The organism is Streptomyces sp. NBC_01334, from assembly GCF_035983595.1.
GTDB lineage: Bacteria > Actinomycetota > Actinomycetes > Streptomycetales > Streptomycetaceae > Streptomyces > Streptomyces coriariae.
Genome location: NZ_CP130718.1, coordinates 7971282 through 7989321, shown reverse-complemented (window position 1 = coordinate 7989321; position 18040 = coordinate 7971282). Strand labels below are relative to the sequence as shown.

15 protein-coding genes are annotated in these 18040 nt (G+C 70.9%); 10 read left to right on the top strand and 5 right to left on the bottom strand.

Annotated features, from left to right (window positions below):
• Window positions 1-15: 15 nt before the first annotated feature.
• The 4 genes from OG736_RS35560 to OG736_RS35545 are packed head-to-tail and all read left to right on the top strand — an operon-like array spanning window position 16 to window position 7369.
• Window positions 16-879 (top strand): carbohydrate ABC transporter permease, encoded by an 864-nt coding sequence (locus OG736_RS35560; RefSeq protein ID WP_020129348.1) that lies wholly within the window; start codon window positions 16-18, stop codon window positions 877-879.
• Window positions 876-3803, top strand: a complete 2928-nt coding sequence (locus tag OG736_RS35555; protein WP_327186047.1) for a glycoside hydrolase family 2 TIM barrel-domain containing protein — start codon at window positions 876-878, stop codon at window positions 3801-3803. Before OG736_RS35560 ends, OG736_RS35555 begins: the two co-directional genes overlap by 4 nt.
• A gap of 39 nt (window positions 3804-3842) precedes the next feature.
• Window positions 3843-5681 carry a LamG-like jellyroll fold domain-containing protein gene (locus tag OG736_RS35550; RefSeq protein ID WP_327186046.1) on the top strand — a complete coding sequence of 613 codons (1839 nt, stop codon included), beginning with the start codon at window positions 3843-3845 and terminating at the stop codon, window positions 5679-5681.
• Window positions 5682-5701: 20 nt separating this feature from the next.
• A complete protein-coding gene (locus tag OG736_RS35545; RefSeq protein WP_327186045.1) occupies window positions 5702-7369 on the top strand; it encodes a histidinol-phosphatase in 1668 nt (555 codons plus the stop codon).
• A 94-nt stretch (window positions 7370-7463) separates the two neighbouring features.
• Here OG736_RS35545 and OG736_RS35540 read toward each other — a convergent pair whose 3' ends face one another.
• The 4 genes from OG736_RS35540 to OG736_RS35525 are packed head-to-tail and all read right to left on the bottom strand — an operon-like array spanning window position 7464 to window position 11303.
• A complete protein-coding gene (locus OG736_RS35540; RefSeq protein ID WP_327186044.1) occupies window positions 7464-7919 on the bottom strand; it encodes a MaoC family dehydratase in 456 nt (151 codons plus the stop codon).
• Between the two features lie 37 nt (window positions 7920-7956).
• Window positions 7957-9462 (bottom strand): acyl-CoA synthetase, encoded by a 1506-nt coding sequence (locus OG736_RS35535; protein ID WP_327186043.1) that lies wholly within the window; start codon window positions 9460-9462, stop codon window positions 7957-7959.
• A gap of 12 nt (window positions 9463-9474) precedes the next feature.
• Entirely contained in the window at window positions 9475-10350 is an 876-nt protein-coding gene (locus tag OG736_RS35530) for an amidohydrolase family protein (RefSeq protein ID WP_327187805.1), read from the bottom strand.
• Between the two features lie 35 nt (window positions 10351-10385).
• A complete protein-coding gene (locus tag OG736_RS35525) occupies window positions 10386-11303 on the bottom strand; it encodes an SDR family NAD(P)-dependent oxidoreductase (protein WP_327186042.1) in 918 nt (305 codons plus the stop codon).
• A gap of 219 nt (window positions 11304-11522) precedes the next feature.
• Here OG736_RS35525 and OG736_RS35520 point away from each other — a divergent pair, with 219 nt between their 5' ends.
• The 5 genes from OG736_RS35520 to OG736_RS35500 all read left to right on the top strand — a co-directional run bounded on the left by OG736_RS35520 (window position 11523) and on the right by OG736_RS35500 (window position 16585).
• The gene (locus OG736_RS35520) at window positions 11523-11948 is read left to right on the top strand and encodes a MarR family winged helix-turn-helix transcriptional regulator (protein WP_327186041.1); all 426 of its coding nucleotides are present in this window, start codon (window positions 11523-11525) and stop codon (window positions 11946-11948) included.
• Window positions 11949-11966: 18 nt separating this feature from the next.
• On the top strand, window positions 11967-12746 hold the full coding sequence (locus tag OG736_RS35515; protein ID WP_327186040.1) for an IclR family transcriptional regulator: 780 nt from the start codon (window positions 11967-11969) through the stop codon (window positions 12744-12746).
• Window positions 12747-12897: 151 nt separating this feature from the next.
• On the top strand, window positions 12898-13380 hold the full coding sequence (locus tag OG736_RS35510) for a GNAT family N-acetyltransferase (RefSeq protein WP_327186039.1): 483 nt from the start codon (window positions 12898-12900) through the stop codon (window positions 13378-13380).
• Window positions 13381-13772: 392 nt separating this feature from the next.
• Entirely contained in the window at window positions 13773-15023 is a 1251-nt protein-coding gene (locus OG736_RS35505; RefSeq protein WP_327186038.1) for a L,D-transpeptidase, read from the top strand.
• 170 nt (window positions 15024-15193) lie between these two features.
• A complete protein-coding gene (locus tag OG736_RS35500) occupies window positions 15194-16585 on the top strand; it encodes a glycoside hydrolase family 16 protein (protein ID WP_327186037.1) in 1392 nt (463 codons plus the stop codon).
• A gap of 93 nt (window positions 16586-16678) precedes the next feature.
• Here OG736_RS35500 and OG736_RS35495 read toward each other — a convergent pair whose 3' ends face one another.
• Window positions 16679-17524: a LysR family transcriptional regulator gene (locus OG736_RS35495; protein ID WP_442817115.1), complete on the bottom strand. Its 846-nt coding sequence runs from the start codon at window positions 17522-17524 to the stop codon at window positions 16679-16681.
• Between OG736_RS35495 and OG736_RS35490 the strand changes: the two genes are divergently transcribed.
• A complete protein-coding gene (locus OG736_RS35490; protein WP_327186036.1) occupies window positions 17517-18023 on the top strand; it encodes a Rossmann-fold NAD(P)-binding domain-containing protein in 507 nt (168 codons plus the stop codon). The two genes, OG736_RS35495 and OG736_RS35490, sit on opposite strands and share 8 nt — an antisense overlap.
• Window positions 18024-18040: the final 17 nt, after the last annotated feature.

Below are 18040 nucleotides of genomic sequence, written 5' to 3'. Positions count from 1 at the left end.
GGAGGCCCGCACACCATGGCATCCACCCAAGAAACACGGCGCGCCAAGGGGATCGACGGGTCCCGCCGCAGAGGGATCGGGCTGCACGCCGCTCTCGTCCTCGGCGTCCTGCTCTCGGCCTTCCCGTTCTACTGGGCCGTGATCATGTCGACGCACACGTCGTCGGAGATCTTCTCCTATCCGCCCAAGCTGCTGCCGGGCACGCACTTCCTGGAAAACGTCCGCAGCCTTTTCGACAACATCGACTTCTTCGGCTCGATGTTCAACTCGCTGCTGGTGGCGGGATCGGTGACCTTCCTGGTCCTGTTCTTCGACTCGCTGGCCGCCTTCGTCTTCGCCAAGTTCGAATTTCCGGGCAAGCGATTGCTGTTCGTGTTGCTCATGTTCATCTTCATGGTCCCGGCGCAGCTCCAGGCCATCCCCCAGTTCGTCATCATGGCGAAGCTCGGCTGGATCGGCTCGATGACGGCGCTGATCGTGCCGGCCGCCGCCAACGCGTTCGGCATCTTCTGGATGCGTCAGTACATGAAGGGCGCGATCCACGACGAACTCCTCGACGCCTCCCGCATCGACGGCGCGAACTTCCTGCGCCAGTACTGGCACGTGGCCCTCCCGGTGGTACGGCCGGGACTGGCCTTCCTCGGCATCTTCACCTTCATGGGCCAGTGGAACGACTACGCCTGGCCCCTGATCGCCCTCACCAACCCGGACAACGTGACCCTCCAGGTCGCGCTGTCCCAGCTCAACGGCACGCACGGCACCACGGACTACGGAATGGTCATGACCGGCGCGCTGCTCGCCCTGGTCCCGCTGCTCATCGTGTTCGCGATCGGCGCCCGTCAGATGATCGGCGACCTCGCGAAGGGAGCGATCAAGTGACCGATCCGCTGCTGGCGCTCCGCCCCTGGGAGGCACCCGAGGTGACCTCGTGGGGACGGCTGCCCATGAACGCCGTCGACCGGCGCTCCGGAGCAAACTCCCTGGACGGCGACTGGCGGTTTCGGTTGCTGTCCGCTCCGGACGCGCCGGTCGGCGGTCCCTGGTCGACGGCATTCGTGCCCGGCGTATGGACCATGCAGACCATCGAGGGCACTGCCGACCTTCCGCAGTATCTGAACGTCCGTATGCCGTATACAGAATTCCCCCCACTGTCGCCCGCGGACAATCCGACGGGTGTGTACGAGCGGGAGATCGACATCCCCGCCGAGTGGGCCGGGCGCCGCATCGTGCTCCAGGTCGGGGCCGCCGAGAGTGTGCTGCTGGTGCATGTGGACGGGCGGCCCGTCGGCATCTCCAAGGACTCGCATCTGGCGGCCGAGTTCGATCTGTCGGGCGTCGTACGCCCCGGCGGCCGGTCCGTGCTGCGGCTGACGGTCGTCAAATGGTCGGACGCCTCGCACATCGAGGACCAGGACCAGTGGTGGCATGCCGGGATCACCCGCTCGGTGCTGCTGTACGCCACCGACCCGCTGCGGCTGGCCGACGTGAGCGTGCGGGCGGCGCGGGACGGCGCGCTGCGGGTCGACTGCCAGGTGCGGGACTCGGGCGGAGCCCTGCCCGCGGGCTGGTACGTGAGCGGGGAGCTGGACGGACTGCCGCTGGCGCAGGACGCGGAGTTCGACCTGGCCAACGCCGAGGAGGAGCGCGTCTCCGCCTTCCTCGGCGAGGCACGGCTGGGCGCGCGGGTGCCCGAGGTGCGTACCTGGACGGCCGAGACGCCCGAGCTGTACGACCTCACGGTCCGGCTGCACCGCGCCGACGGCACCGTCGCCGACACCTCCCGCCACCGGGTCGGCTTCCGCGACGTGGCGATCGTCGGCCGGGATCTGCTGGTCAACGGCGAGCGGGTCTTCATCCGGGGGGTGAACCGGCACGACTTCCACCCCCTGACGGGACGGACGGTGTCGTACGACGACATGCGCGCCGACCTGGTCCTGCTGAAGCGCTTCGGCTTCAACGCGATCCGCACCGCGCACTATCCGAACGACCCCACGCTGTACGACCTCGCCGACGAAATCGGTTTCTACGTCGTCGACGAGGCGAACATCGAGTCCCACGACCACGCCCACGAGATCGCCGACGACCCCCGCTATCTGAACGCCTTCGTCGACCGGGTCTCGCGGATGGTGCTGCGGGACAAGAACCACCCGTCGGTCATCATCTGGTCGCTGGGCAACGAGTCCGACTACGGCGCCAACCACGACGCCGCCGCGGGCTGGGTGCGCCGGCACGACCCGACCCGGCCGTTGCAGTACGAGGGGGCCGCCAAGCTCGGCTGGGCCGACCCGGAGGTCGCCTCCGACATCGCCTGCCCGATGTACGCGCCCCTGGAGGACTGCGTGGCACACGCGCTGTCCGGGCGGCAGACCAAGCCGCTCATCCAGTGCGAGTACTCCCACGCCATGGGCAACAGCAACGGGACGCTGGCGGACCACTGGGCCGCCATCGAGGCCACCCCGGGTCTTCAGGGCGGGTTCATCTGGGAGTTCTGGGACCACGGCATTCTCCAGCGTGTGAACGACGGAAGACCGGTCGGGCGTGGGGGCGCCGGACTCTATGACAACGCTGTCGCCGCGCCCGGACACCGCTGGGCGTACGGCGGCGACTTCGGCGAGAAGGACCACGACGGCGCGTTCATCGCGGACGGTGTCGTCTTCCCGGACCGCACCCCGAAACCGGTGATGTACGAACACCGGGAACTCTCCGCACCGGTACGGCTGCACGGCGTCGGACCGGAGGGGGTGACGGTCTCCAACCACCAGCACTTCCGGGGCCTGGAGTGGCTCGCGGCCGAGTGGGAGCTGTCGCTCGCCCACGGCGGGACGCTCACCGCGCAGGCCGAGCTGCCCGGCCTTCCCCCGGGCGGCACGGTCGAGGTGCCGCTGCCGTTCGCGTTGCCGGACGACGGCGGAGAGGCGTGGCTGACGCTGCGGGTGAGGACGGGACAGGATCTGCCGTGGGCTCCGCGGGGCACTGTGGTGTGCGCGCCGCAGGTGCGGTTGCGGGCGCCGGTGCCGGTCGAGGACCCGGTGGGCTCCGGCCGCGTCGAGATCGACGCCGACGGACTCCTCGTCCACCCTCTGCTGACCTCCGCGCCCGCGCTGTCGCTGTGGCGGGCGCCCACCGACAACGACGAGCTGGGCGGGGCGGCGCTGCGCTGGCGGACGTGGGGCCTGGACGCCCTGGTGCGCAGGCTGGTGTCCGTACACCAGGAGGGCGACGGGGTGACCGTGCTCGCCGAGTACGCCGGCACCACCGGCGTCGTCCGGCACCGGCAGGTCTTCACGCCGGTCGAGGGCGGCATCCGGATCGACGAACAGGCCGAGCTTCCCGCGGAGTTCGACGACGTGGCGCGCGTGGGCTCGGTCTTCGAGACGGTGGCGGGACCGGACCGGCTGGACTGGTTCGGACAGGGCCCCTGGGAGTCGTACCCCGACCGGAGCGCGGGCGCGCCGGTGGGCCATCACCACGCCCGGGTCGACGAGTTGTTCACCCCGTACCTGCGTCCGCAGGAGAGCGGCGGCCGGCACGGTGTGCGGCGCTTCACGCTCTCCGCGCCGGACGCCACGGGCCTCTCCGTCACTCTGGACGAGCCCCGCCAGGTCTCCGTCTCGCGCTACCGCGCCGAGGACCTCACGGCCGTCACCCATCACGACGAACTCGTCCCGCGCGCCGGCTGCGTGGTGCACCTCGACGCGGCGCACCGCGGCCTCGGCACAGCGTCGTGCGGCCCCGACACCTTCCCCTCCTACCTCGTCGCACCGGGCGTCCACCGCTGGAGCTGGACCCTGCGCGTCCTCTGAACTCCCGTTGTCAGCAACGGACTTACCTACGGAGCACACGTGTGTACTTCGCATGCCCACGAACAGGGCGAGGCCGCGCAGGCCGGTGCCGGAAGACGCGGATTCCTCCGGGCCACCGCGCTGCTCGGCGCGGCCGCCACGGCCGGACTCGCGCTGCCGTCCACCGCCGAGGCGGCCTCCGCCCAGTGGCGTCCGGACCCGGAGAGCCGCCGTTTCACGCTCGCCGTCATGCCCGACACGCAGTATCTCTTCGACGGCCCGAGCATCGACAAGGCGCCGGTCGAGGCGTCCTTGCGCTACCTCCTCGACCAGGGCAAGCACGAGAACCTCGTGTTCCTGTCCCACTTGGGTGACCTCACCCAGAACGGGGCGAAGGACGAAGTCGCCGCGATCAGCGAGGCGTTCGGGCTGCTCGACCGGCGCGGGATCGGCTACAGCGTGCTGGCCGGCAACCACGACGTGAAGTCGTCGACGACCGACCAGCGCGGCGCGACCCCGTACCTGGACGCCTTCGGCCCGCAGCGCTTCCAGGGGAAGCCCACGTTCGGCGGGGCCTCCCCCGACGGCTACAACACCTTCCACCTGTTCCGGGCGGGCGGCCGGGAGTGGATGGTGCTGGCGCTGGACTGGCGGCTGTCGGAGAAGGGCTACGCCTGGGCCGCCGACGTCCTCGCCCGGCACCCGAGGACACCGGTCGTCCTGACCACGCACGAGTTGGTCGCCGAGGACGACTCCCTGTCGCCGTACGGCCAGCAGCTGTGGGACCGACTGATCGAGGACCACGACCAGATCTTCCTCACCCTCAACGGGCACTACTGGCCCGCCGGTCGGGCGACGCGCAGGAACGCGGCCGGACATGATGTGCAGCTGCATCTGACGAACTATCAGAATCGCTACTTCGGCGGCGCCGCCATGATCCGCCTCTACCGCTTCGACCTCGACCGGAACGTCATCGACGTGGAGACGGTCTCCCCGTGGATCCTCGGCCGGGCCGCGAAGGGGCTCAACGAGCTGGAGCGGCAGGAGATCGAACTGAGCGGCGACGCCGACCGGTTCACGGTCGACATCGACTTCGCCGAGCGCTTCGCGGGCTTCGATCCGGTGCCCGCGCGTCCTGCCCGTCCCGTGTCGAAGGTGCTGGTGCGCGACACGGTCGCCTACTGGCGGTTCGACGGCCACGACGACGGTGCGGCGGTCGGCGGCACCGTCCGCGACCTGTCCGGACGTGGCAACGACCTCACCCTCGTCACGGTGGGCGGCGGCTCCCTGACCTGGTCCTCCGACCACCACCCCGACCAACCCGGCCACGGCAGCCTGGAGTTCCAGGGATACAAGTCCCCGCTGAAGGGCGCCTACCTGCGCACGGTCGACGGCGCCCCGCTCAACTCGGCGACCTTCAAGAACGGTTACACCATCGAGGCGTTCTACCGTCTCCCGGCCGACTGGGACCCGTCGCACCACGCCTGGTCGGGGCTGGTGAGCCGGACCGGAACAGGCGGCGCCGCGGGCAGGACCGGCGACGACCCCGACGAGCCGCTCGCCACCCTCTCCCTGTCCAACGACCGGGAACCGCAGTGGGCCATGCGTCCGCTGAATCAGGAGGGCATCGCCACCAACTGGGGTCAGGAGACCCCGCTGGAGACCTGGTGGCACCTCGCGGTCGTCAACGACGGCAGGCACACCACGCTGTACGTCGAGGGCTGCCCGGCGGTGCGCAACCCGAAGGCGGCGGCCGTCGGCGTCACTTCCGTCGGGCTGCCGTGGCTGCTCGGCGGCTACGAGTACGGCGGACAGATCGACCAGATCCTGCACGGCCGCCTCGGCGACGTCCGGATCGTCTCGCGGGCGCTGCCCGTCACCTCCTTCATGAACCACTGACCTTCTGCACGAGGATCACCGTGACCGAGCAGCAGCTGCCCGCCTGGGCCGATCCGTCCGTCCCGCCCGCCGTTCTCGACGCCCAGGGCGTGTCGAGGCGCGGACTTCTGCGCCGCGCCGGCCTCTTCGGCGCCGCGTTCGCACTCGGCGGTGCGGCCACCCCGGCCGTCGCCGCCACCGGCCGGGGCCACGGCGGTGAGGACCCGCGGCTCGCCTACCTGGTGGGCGACCACCACGTCCACTCCGTCTACAGCCACGACGCGAAGTACACCTTCTCCCAGCAGGCCCGGGCCGCCGCCCGGTACGGCCTCGACTGGATGGTCTTCAACGAGCACTCCAACTTCGGGCACGCCTCCTACGGCGCCGCGCTGGAGCACAAGGAGATCCTCGAGGCCCGCGCCGCGAACCCGCGCCAGCTGATCTTCCAGGGGCTGGAGTGGTACATCCCGGCCGCCGAGCACTGCACGGTGTTCGCCGCCCCCGGCCCGCACGAGGTCGACCTGCTCACGCGGTTCGAACTCGCCTACGACGGCAAGCTGCTGGGCTACACCGAGGGAGCCGCCGGCGCGGCCGACACCGCCCGCAACGAGGCGCACGCCGTCAAGGCGGTCAAGTGGCTGGCCGAGCAGCGCCGCAGCGGCTATGTCGACGACGTCCTGGTCCTCGCCAACCACCCGCTGCGCCTCGGCATCGACTCCCCGCACGAGATGCGGGCCTGGCGCGACGCGGCGCCCGAGATCATGATCGGCATGGAGGGCGCGCCGGGCGCCCAGGGCGCGGCGATCCCCGGCTGGCGCGGTGCCACCTCCATCCGCGGCGAGTACGAGAACAAGCCGTCCGCCCAGTCCTGGGCGGGCTACCCGGCGGACGCCTACCTCACCTACGGCGGCTTCGACTGGGCCACCGCGACCGTCGGCGGGCTGTGGGACTCGATGCTGGCCGAGGGCCGGCTGTTCTCGGTCACCACCAACTCCGACAACCACCGGACCGTCTTCGACACCTGGAAGAACGGTGACTGGCCCGCCGGGCAGAACTTCGACAACACCGGCAGGCTGCCCGATCCGGTGAACACCGACACCCCGCAGGCCGGCAGCGACTTCTGGCCGGGGCAGTTCAGCCGGACCCACGTCGGCGTGACCCGCTACGGCTACCGCGCGGTGATGACGGGCCTGCGCGAGGGCCGGGTCTGGCTGGACCACGGGCATCTGCTCGACGGCCTGGAGGTCCGGCTGCGGCGGGAGCACAGCAACGGGCGGGGCGTCACGCTCGGCGGCCGGCTCCGGGTGCGCAAAGGCGAGAAGCTCACGCTGGAGGTCACCGTCACCAGTGCCTCCCGCCCCAACCCCCGGGGAATCCTCCCGCAGTTGGCACACGTGGACGTGATCCGGGGCGCGGTGCGCGGCGCGGTGTCCGACCGTGACACCTGGCGGGCTCCCGACACGAAGGTGGTCCGCACGACGGACGTGAGCGGCCGCAAGGGGACCTACACCCTGCGCGTCCCGGTCACGGTGGGCGACGAGTCCTGCTACCTCCGTCTGCGCGGCAGCGACGGCAACCGGAACGGAACCGGTTACCTGGGCGCTTCCGTGGACCCGCACGGCCCGATCCCGCACGCGCCGGGCGACGGCGACCCGTGGGCCGACACCTGGTTCTACTCCAACCCGATCTTCGTGGACGTCGTCGGCTGAGCGCCCCGAACGGGGCGCGGGGAACCGCGCGACCGGCGACACCGGTCCCGCGGTTCCCCACAGCGCCGTTCCGGACGGCCCGGCCCGCGGCGCCCTACGCGTAGAAGCGCGACAGACTCTGCAGCACCGCGGCGGGCTTCGCGCCCCCCTCGATCTCGATCGCCCCGTCGACGGTGATCTGCACCCCGCCCGGCACGTCCTCGACCTCGGTGAGCTCGGCCACCAGCCGGATCCGCGAGCCGACCTTGACCGGCGAGGGGAAACGAACCTTGTTCAGCCCGTAGTTGACCTTGGTCGAGACGCCCTGGACGTCCAGCAGCTCGGTGAAGAGCGGGATGAAAAGGGAGAGTGTCAGGTACCCATGGGCGATCGGCGCTCCGAAGGGCCCGGCGGCCGCCCGCTCGGGATCCACATGGATCCACTGGTGGTCCCCGGTCGCGTCCGCGAACGTGTCGATGCGCTCCTGGGTGACCTCGATCCACTCGCTGGTGCCCAGGTCGCTGCCGGCCAGCTTCTTCAGCTCGTCGAGACCGTTGACGGTGATGCTCATATTCCGTTCCTCACAGGAGAGTTCACAGGAGAGTTGTTCAGGAGTCGGTGCCGAACCGGGAGCGCACCCGGGACTTCAGGAGCTTTCCGGAGGCGGTGCGCGGGAGTTCGTCCGCCACCACCACCGACTTGGGGATCTTGTACTTGGCGAGCCGCCCGGACAGCGAGGCCAGCACCTCGTCGGGGTCGAGCGAGGTGCCTTCGCGAGGCACGACGACCGCGCGCGGCACCTCGCCCCACTTGTCGTCGGACACACCGATGACCGCGCACTCCACGATGTCGGGGTGGGCGAGGAGCAGGTCCTCGATCTCGGCGGGGTAGATGTTCTCCCCGCCGGAGATGATCATGTCCTTGATGCGGTCGACGATATGCACGTAACCGTCTTCGTCGACCCGGGCCGCGTCCCCGCTGCGGAACCAGCCGTCGGCGAAGGAGGCGGCCGTCTCCTCGGGCAGCCCCCAGTAGCCGGGCATGACGTGCGGCCCGCGGACGACGACCTCGCCGGTCTCGCCGACCTCGACGGGTGTGAGGTCGGGACGCAGCACGCGTACGTCGCTGAAGAAGTGCGGGACGCCGGCCGAGCCCGCCTTGCTGACCGCGTGCTCGGCGTCCAGGAACAGCGTGCCGGGGGACGCCTCGGTCATGCCGTAGCCCTGGAGGAAGGTCAGTCCGCGTTCCTGGTAGGCGGCGATCAGCGGCGTCGACACCGGGGAGCCGCCACAGGTCAGGATCCGCAGACTGGACAGATCCGCGTCCGCCCAGCGCGGGTGCCGGGCGACCTGCTCGAACATCGTCGGCACCCCGAACATGAAGGTGATCCGGTGCCGCTCGATCAGACCGAGGGTGGCCTCCGGGTCGAAGGCCTCGACCAGGACGCAGCAGCCACCCTTGAGGAGCACCGGCAGGGTCAGCATGTTCAGGCCTGCCGTGTGGAACAACGGCGCGGAGACCAGGGCGCGTTCGTCGGCGGTCAGATCGGTGTCGACGAGGACGTTGACCGCGTTCCAGGTGAGGTTGCCGTGCGTGAGCATGGCGCCCTTGGGGCGGCCGGTCGTGCCCGAGGTGTACATGATGATGCAGGTGTCGTCGGGGGTGACCGGCGTGTCGATCGGTTCGTCCGAGGCGGCGGCGAGCTCCCTTTCGTATTCGGCTCCGACCTCGAGGTACGTCCGCACGTCCGTGTTCCCGGGCAGGCCGGCGACCAGACCGGCGTGCGAGGGACCGTAGACGAGTGCCTTGGCGCCGGAGTCGGCGAGCTGGTAGGCGATCTCGGGGCCGGCGAGGCGGGTGTTGAGGGGGACGAACACCGCGCCGAGGGTGCCTGCGGCGAACAGCGTCTCCAGGTAGGAGGGATGGTTGGGGCCGAGGTAGGCGATGCGGTCGCCGCGCCGCACACCCCGGGCGCGCAGGGCGTGGGCCAGGCGCGTGGTGCGTGTATACAGTGTGCGATAGTCCGTCGACTGCTCACCGTGGACCAGCGCGGTGCGGTGCGGGGTCTTGCGGGCCCGGCGTGCGGGCCACGACCCCAGTCCCTCGTTGCGCATCTTCCACGCCCCTTACGGTGTGGTCAGCCCGAGCAGACGGGCGGCGTTCTCCTTGAGGATCTTCGGCTTCACCTCGTCCTTGATCGTCAGCTTGTCGAAGTCGGCGAGCCAGCGGTCGGGGGTGAGGACGGGGAAGTCGGAGCCGAAGAGGACCTTGTCCTTCAGCAGCGTGTTGGCGTACTGCACGAGCTGCGGCGGGAAGTACTTCGGCGACCAGCCGGACAGGTCGATGTGCACGCCCGGCTTGTGGGTGGCGACGGCGAGCGCCTCGTCCTGCCAGGGAAAGGACGGATGCGCCAGGATGATCTTGAGGTGCGGGAAGTCGGCCGCCACGTCGTCCACGTGCAGCGGGTTGGAGTACTTGAGCCTGATCCCGCCGCCGCCCGGGACTCCGGCGCCGATGCCCGTCTGACCGGTGTGGAACAGGGCGATGGTCCCCGTCTCCTCGATCACCTCGTACAGGTCGTACGCCACCGAGCGGTCGTTGGGGAAGAAGCCCTGGATGCTGGGGTGGAACTTGAAGCCCTTCACCCCGTACTCCTCGACCAGGCGCCGGGCCTGCTTCACGCCCGCCCTCCCCCGGAAGGGATCGATGGAGGCGAAGGGGATGAGGACGTCGGCGTTGGCGGCGGCGGCCTCGGCGACCTCCTCGTTCGGGACCGGCGCCGTGCCGGTCGCGGACTCGGCGTCCACCGTGAAGATCACGGCGGCCATCTTCCGCTCACGGTAGTAGCGGGCCGTCTCCTCCAGGGTGGGCTTCCGCTTGCCCTCGACCTTGAAGTAGGCGGAGGAGGCGTCGTGCAGGTCGTCGTCCAGCGAGGAGTGGCCCTTGGACGACACCTCGGCGTGGGTGTGGACGTCGATCGCGACCAGTTCGTCGACGTTCATGGCGGGCGTCGCGGCGGGGGCCGTGGAGGGGCTCATCACGCCTCCGGGAACGTGGGGGCCGGGATGCCGACCGTCTGGAGCTCGGCACCGACCGAGGCGGGGAAGACGTCGGCCAGAGTCTCGGGCGTCCAGCCGCCGTCGGCGTAGGCCGCGCGGATCTCCTGCGGATGCGACCAGAGTGCCACCTTGTCGCCGCCGATGCCGATGGCCTGGCCGGTGATGCCCCGGGCGGCCTCGGAGGCCAGGAAGGGCACCAGCGCCGCGCAGTCCTCGGGGGTGCCGAAGCCCTCGCCCTTGCGCAGGAAGTCCGGGAACGGCTCGCCGTTCTTCAGGGCCTCGACGTACGGGGCGAAGGCGGGGATCGTCTCGGTCATCGCGGTCGCGGCGACCGGGACGATCGCGTTGACGGTGATGCCCGCGCGGCCCAGCTCCATGGACCAGGTGCGGGCGAAGGCGGCGATGCCCGCCTTGGCGGCCGCGTAGTTCGTCTGGCCGAAGTTGCCCCGCTGGCCGGCCGGGGAGCCGACGAGGATCAGCGTGCCGCCCTCACCCTGCTCGCGCATCCGTACGGCGGCGGCGCGGGCACAGGTGAAGGTGCCCTTGAGGTGGGTGGCGATCACCGCGTCGAAGTCGTCGTCGGTCATCTTCCACAGCACCTTGTCGCGCAGGATGCCCGCGTTGGTGACCAGGATGTCGAGCCGGCCGAACTCCTCCACGGCCCGGTTCACCAGCCGGTCGGCGGCCTCGGTCGTACCGACCGGGACCACCTCGGCGACCGCCCTGCCGCCGGCCGCGACGAGGGACTTCACGGCCTGCTCGGCCACGGCCTCGTCGACGTCGTTGACGACCACGGACGCGCCGCGGGCGGCCAGGGCATGAGCGTAGGCGAGGCCGAGGCCCCGACCGCTGCCGGTGACGACGGCGACCTTGCCGGTGAGATCGATGCTGGGCACGACGGTGTCCCTTCACATGGGGTGCGCGGGGTGCTGACTACGAGATCGAAGCTAAGAGCAATAATTGTTGACGTCAATAGTTGTTGTAGTCCTACGGGTGCGTCATGCTGGAATCTGTACGCAGAACCACCCCGGAAGGGGACCGAGCCCAGGGAGCCCGCCATCGCCCGCCATGACAACGCAACCAACGCCGCACCGATCGACGCGGACGAGCCGTGGATGCGCGGGCTGCACGCGGACACGGGATACCTGCTGTACCGCCTGGGACTGCGCTCGGGTCAGTTGTTCAACACGTTCCTCCAGGAGTCGGGAGTGCGGCTGCGCCACTACGCGGTGCTGCGCTTCCTCGCCACCTCCGAGGGCGCCCTCCAGCGGGAGCTGAGCGCACGGCTCGGCTATGACCCCAGCGCGATCGTCGGCCTCGTCGACGACCTGGAGAAGCTGGGCTTCGCCGAGCGCCGCGCGGCACCGGACGACCGCCGCAGCCGGATCGTCGCCCTCACGCAGGACGGCCGCGCGTTCCTTCGCGGCACCGACGAGGCGGGCCTGCGGGTGACGAACGAACTGCTGGACCCGCTCGACCCGGCCGACCGCGAGACGCTGCACACCCTGCTGCGGCGGATCGCCCAGGACGGACTCGCCTGATGCCGTGAGGAGGACCCGATGGACCAGGGCGTTCTCGCCGTGACCGCCCGCTCCGCGCCCGGCCGGCTGCTGGCCGTGCTCGCCGCGTTCGACCACACGCACCCCGCGCTGTCCCTGACCGACATCAGCCGCCGCGCCGGCCTGACCCTCACCACCGCGCACCGACTGGTGAGCGCCCTGACCGAGTGGGGCGCCCTGGAGCGGGACCCGTCCGGCGTGTACCACGTGGGGCTGCGACTGTGGGAGGTCGCGGCGCTGGCGCCGCGCGGCCTGGCGCTGCGGCAGGTCGCGCTGCCGTTTCTGGAGGACCTGTACGAAGCCACGCACGAGAACGTGCAGTTGGCGGTGCGGGACGGGTCCGAGGTCGTCTACACCGAGTGGCTGTCGGGGCGTTCGGCGGTCGGGGTGCACATCCGGGTGGGCGCCCGCTGGCCGCTGCACGTGACCGGCGTGGGGCTCGCGCTGCTGGCGCACAGCGACTTCGCTCTCCAAGAGGAGTACTGCGCTGGCCCATTGGCCTCTTATACCGCCCACACCATCACGGATCCGACGCGGTTGCGCCGGGTACTGGCCGAAGTCCGGCGGGCGGGCGTCGCGGTGAGCAGCCGTCAGGTCACCGACGACGCCCTGTCGGTGGCCGCCCCGGTGCGCGGACCGGGCGGTGCGGTGGCGGCCGCCGTGTCGGTCGTCGTCCCGCACGCCGACGCGCAGGTACCGGTGCTGGCACCGGCCGTACGTCTCGCGGCACGCGGGATCTCCCGGGCTCTGGGCTGGCAGCCCGACGGCCGGCCCGGCTGAGGCGCCGCACCCCGCGGCGGCCGGCCCGCGAGGCCGGGTCGGCCGGGTGCCGGGCGCGTCGGGTCCCGCGGACGGGACATCGGCAGCGGTCCGCTCGGCGCACACGAAACCCGGTTGGTGACCCGGGGGTCCCCGGCGAGAATGCCCAACCATGACGGAGACGACGCAGACGACGCAGACAGGCCCACTGGGCCCGGAGGACCGCGCCGCCTGGGAAGTGCTGGCGCGCGGTTACAAGACGTTCTACCGGACCGAGGTGCCCGACGACGGCTACGAGGAGATGTGGCGACGCCTTCGGGACGGCGGCGAGGTGCACGCCGTCGGCGCCCGGGCGGAGGGAAGGCTGGTGGGCATCGCCCACTACCTGTTCCACGCCTCGGGCTGGATGGCGGACAGCTGCTGTCTCCAGGATCTCTACGTCGACGAGGCCGTGCGTGGCAGGGGGGTGGCACGGGCGCTGATCGAGCGCGTGGCCGAGGCGGCGCGGGAGCGGGGCGCCGCCCGGCTGTACTGGTCCACCCAGGAGGACAACACCACGGCCCGCGCCCTGTACGACAAGGTGGCGGGCTTCAACGGGTTCATCCGCTACGACTACCCGCTCACCCAGGGCCCACGGGCCGGGAACGGGAGCTAACGCCAGGCATGGACCGGGGGCGGCCGTGGACGCGGGCCGGCCGTGGACGCGGGGGCGGGCATGGACGCGGGCCTGCGTGGACGCGGGCGCCAGGCATGGACACGGGAGTCGGCCGTGGAGGCGGACGCGTCGCCCCCTCCCCCACGACGGCGAGCCGCACCCGGCCCCTCCCCCGCACGAGAGCCCTCGCGCCTTCTCCCCCGGCGATCCGGTGAATCGCCGCAGGATCGGCCCTGCCGGACGAGTCCCTGGGGTGTCACCCCGGCGTGCGTCGGCGTCTCTCAGGCCGTCCTCACAGGAATCTCAGGTTGCGACCCGGTGATTCAAAGGATCGCCCCATCTGGGAGGCGCAGGATGCACGCGCAAAGGTGGACAACTCAGGAAGGCGTGCCGTGGGCGTCTCGCACATATCGAACCGGTCCGAACAGCAGCCGGAGGGCTGGTCCCGGCGCGGGATCCTGGGCGTGCTCGGGGCCGTCCCGGCCGTCGCGCTGACCGGGTGCAGCTCCGGATCGGCGGACGCCTCGGAGAACACGACCGGGACCTCGGGTTCCGCGTCCACGAAGGCCGCGCCGGCCGTCAAACAGCCGGTGATCTCGGTCACCCCCGCCGACGGCACCAAGAAGGCGGCCTTCACGAGCCCCGTCGAGGTCACCGTGACCGACGGCACGCTCGCCTCCGTGACGGTGACGGGCAACGACGGCTCGACGCTCGCGGGCTCCCTCGACGAGGCCGGGACCACGTGGACGTCCACGGCCCACCCGTATTCGGGGACGAAGTACACGGTCACCGCGCAGGCGGAGGGCGCCGCCGCGCAGACCGCCACCTTCACCACCAAGTCCCCCGGCGAGACCTTCGTCGGCTACTTCACTCCCGAGGCGAACTCCACTTCCGGCGTGGGCATGCCGGTCTCGATCAACTTCTCGCACGCCGTGTCCGACAAGGCCGCCGTGGAGAAGGCGATCACGGTGACCGCCGAGCCGGCCGTGGAGATCGTCGGGCACTGGTTCAGCGCCACCCGGCTGGACTTCCGGCCGAAGACGTACTGGGCGGCCGGGACGACGATCACCCTCGGTCTGCGGTTGAAGGACGTCGAGGGATCGAATGGTGTATACGGTATGCAGTCGAAGGACGTCACGTTCCACATCGGCCGCGCACAGATCAGCACCGTGGACCTGTCGAGCAAGAAGATGACGGTCGAGCGGGACGGCGCGACCCTGGCCACCTACCCCGTCTCCGGCGGCGACTCCGACCACACCACCTGGTCCGGGATCATGGTGATCAGCGAGCGCTTCAAACAGACCCGGATGGAGTCCTCCACGGTCGGCCTCGGCGACGAGTACGACATCTCCGACGTCCCGCACGCCCAGCGCCTGACCACTTCCGGCACCTTCATCCACGGCAACTACTGGGCCTCGACCTCGATATTCGGCAGCCAGAACACCAGCCACGGCTGCGTCGGCCTGCACGACGCCAAGGGCGCGAACGACAGCTCCGTCGCGGGCTACGAGTTCTACGCGAGTTCGACGCTCGGCGATGTGGTGATCGTCGAGAACTCGGGCGAGAAGACCGTCGACGCGGCCAACGGGCTCAACGGCTGGAACCTCTCCTGGGCGGACTGGACGGCGGGCAGCGCGCTTTAGCACGTTTGCGTGGTTCAACCCGTGAACTTCCTTGCCACGAAAGGACTTTCCTTGCTTTAAGTCTTGACGGCCTCCGGGACGGAGAGCACATTGGGCCCACTTTGAGAGCGCTCTCAAACACTCTCGAAGTCACCCGCGCCCATCACTCCGTACCCGAGAGGCACCCCCCCATGAGTGCAACCTCCGGCATACCCAGACGGCGACGCGCACTCGTCGCCGTGCTCAGCACCCTCGGTCTGGCGGCCGCCGCCGCGGCGGCCGTCACCCTGCCCGCGAACGCCTCCGCGCCCACGCCCCCGTCCGGCTGGACGCAGGTCTTCCTCGACGACTTCACCGGCGCCGCGGGCACCGGGGTGAACACCTCCAACTGGCAGTACAGCACCGGGACCTCGTATCCGGGCGGGCCTGCCAACTGGGGCACCGGCGAGGTCGAGACGATGACCAACAGCACCGGCAACGTCTCGCTCGACGGCAACGGCAACCTGCGCATCACCCCGCTGCGCGACTCAGCGGGCCGCTGGACCTCGGGCCGCATCGAGACCAACCGCACCGACTTCCAGCCCCCGTCCGGCGGCAAGCTGCGGGTGGAGGCCCGCATCCAGATGCCGAACGTGACCGGCACCGCCGCCGAGGGCTACTGGCCCGCCTTCTGGGCGCTCGGCGCGCCCTACCGCGGCAACTACCAGAACTGGCCGGGCGTCGGCGAGCTGGACATCATGGAGAACGTCCAGGGCCTGAACAAGGTCTGGTCGACGATGCACTGCGGCACCAACCCGGGCGGCCCGTGCAACGAGACCACCGGCATCGGCAACTCCGTCGCGTGTCCGAACACCACCTGCCAGTCCGGCTTCCACACCTACAGCATGGAGTGGGACCGCTCGGTGAGCCCCGAGGCGATCCGGTTCTACGTGGACGGCGTCAACTACCACACCGTCACGGCGAACCAGGTCGACGCGACGACGTGGACCAACGCCACGAACCACGGCTACTTCGTGATCCTGAACGTCGCGATGGGCGGCGGCTTCCCGGACGCCTTCGGCGGCGGTCTGGACGGCGACACCCAGCCGGGTCACCCGATGGTGGTGGACTATGTGCAGGTGCTCCAGGCCGCGGGTGGTGGGAGCGGTACCACACCCCCGCCGTCCGGCAGCCGCGACGCCTACGGAACGATCCAGGCCGAGTCGTACGACAGCCACTCCGGCACGGTCACCGAGACGACCACCGACACGGGCGGCGGCCAGGACATCGGCTCCCTCGCGAACGGCGACTACGCGCTCTACAAGGGCGTCACCTTCGGTTCCTCGGCGGCGACCCAGTTCAGCGCCCGGGTCGCGAGCGGTGCGGCCGGCGGGGTCAGCGGACTGGTCGAGGTGCGCCTCGACAGCCGTACCGCCACGCCCGTCGGCAGCTTCGCGGTGGCCAACACCGGTGGCTGGCAGTCGTGGCGGACGATCCCGGCGAACATCAGCTCCGTCACCGGCACCCACGACGTCTATCTGACCTTCACCAGCGGCCAGCCGGCGGACTTCGTGAACGTCAACTGGTTCACCTTCGGCCACTGACCGAGGGCCGCGCGGCGCCGGGCGGTCGACCTGTGTGCACCGGTCGACTCCCGGCGCCGCGTGTGCGACGAGCGCGACCTGCTTCCGGGGCGTTCAGCGGCCGGCCTGCTCGCGGGGCACGAAACCGCCCGTGGGGTGTGTCCGGGCGGCCTTGCGGAAGGCGGTCACCAGACGGCCGCGGTCGTCGGCGCGGGTCGCCAGGACGACATGACTCGGCTCGACGCCGACGAGGGGAACACTCGTGAGGTCGGGACGCAGCGCGAATCCGGGGGCGGCCGCCGAGACCAGCACCGTCTGTCCCGGCGCGACGAGTTCGAACTTGTCCTCGACCTCGTCCGCATACGGCCCGTCCGGCACCGGGAGTCCGTCGGGGCGCGGTTCGAGACGCCAGAACCGGCTCCAGGCGGGGTCAAAGTCCCGCACCCGGGGCATGGGTTCGCCGGCCAGGTCGTCGACGGTGACGGACTCCTTGCCGACCGGCCGGTGGTCGAGGGGGACGACCAGCGCCCGGGGCTCGTCGTAGAGGACGGTGACGTGCAGCCCGTCCGTCGGGAACGGCAGCCGGGCGACCAGGGCGTCCACCCGGCGGTCGAGCAGGGCCTGACGCGACTCGTTCCAGTTCAGATGCAGGGTGCGGACGTCGGCGTCCGGGTGCCTGCGACGCAGCTCGCGTACGGCCGGCGTGACGATGATCGCCGTGAGGTAGCCGACGACGATCCGGCTGGGTTCGGCGGCGGCGCGGGCCCGGGCGGCGGCCTCGGCGGCCGAGCCCAGCAGCGCCCTGGCGCGCGGCAGGAACACCTCGCCCGCCTCCGTCAGCCGCGTGCCCCGCGGCGTGCGGTCCAGCAGGCGTACGCCCAACTGCTGCTCCAAGCAATGCACTTGGCGGCTCAGGGACGGCTGGGTGAGGTGCAGGGCGTGGGCGGCGCGGATGCCCAACGAGGCGGCGGCCCTGGCGTTCGCCGAGCGCGGTGTGCGGGTCGGCGCGGTCCGTCCTGCGCCCTCGGTGCACGGCGTCGGCGACCACGGCTTCGTGCCGCGGCTGCTCGACCTCGCCCGCGAGCGGGGTGTCTCGGCGTACGTCGGCGACGGCGCCAACCGCCGGCCCGCCGTGCACCGGCTCGACGCGGCCCGCCTCTACCGGCTGGCCCTGGAGTCGGCCCCGGCGGGCAGTCGTCTGCACGGCGTCGACGACGAGGGCGTGCCGTTCCGCGACATCGCCGCCGCCATCGGCCGCCACCTGAACCTGCCCGTCACCGCGGTCCCGGCCGCCGAGGCGGGTGCCCACTTCGGCCGGCTCGGCGGGCTCGTCGGCCGGGACATCCCCGCGTCCAGCGCCCTGACCCGAAAGCTGCTGGACCGGCGGCCCGAACAGCGCGGTCTCTTCGCGGACCTGGACGAGGGCCACTACTTCGGAAGGGGAGCCGCCCGGGTCTGACACCCCGGCCGAAACAC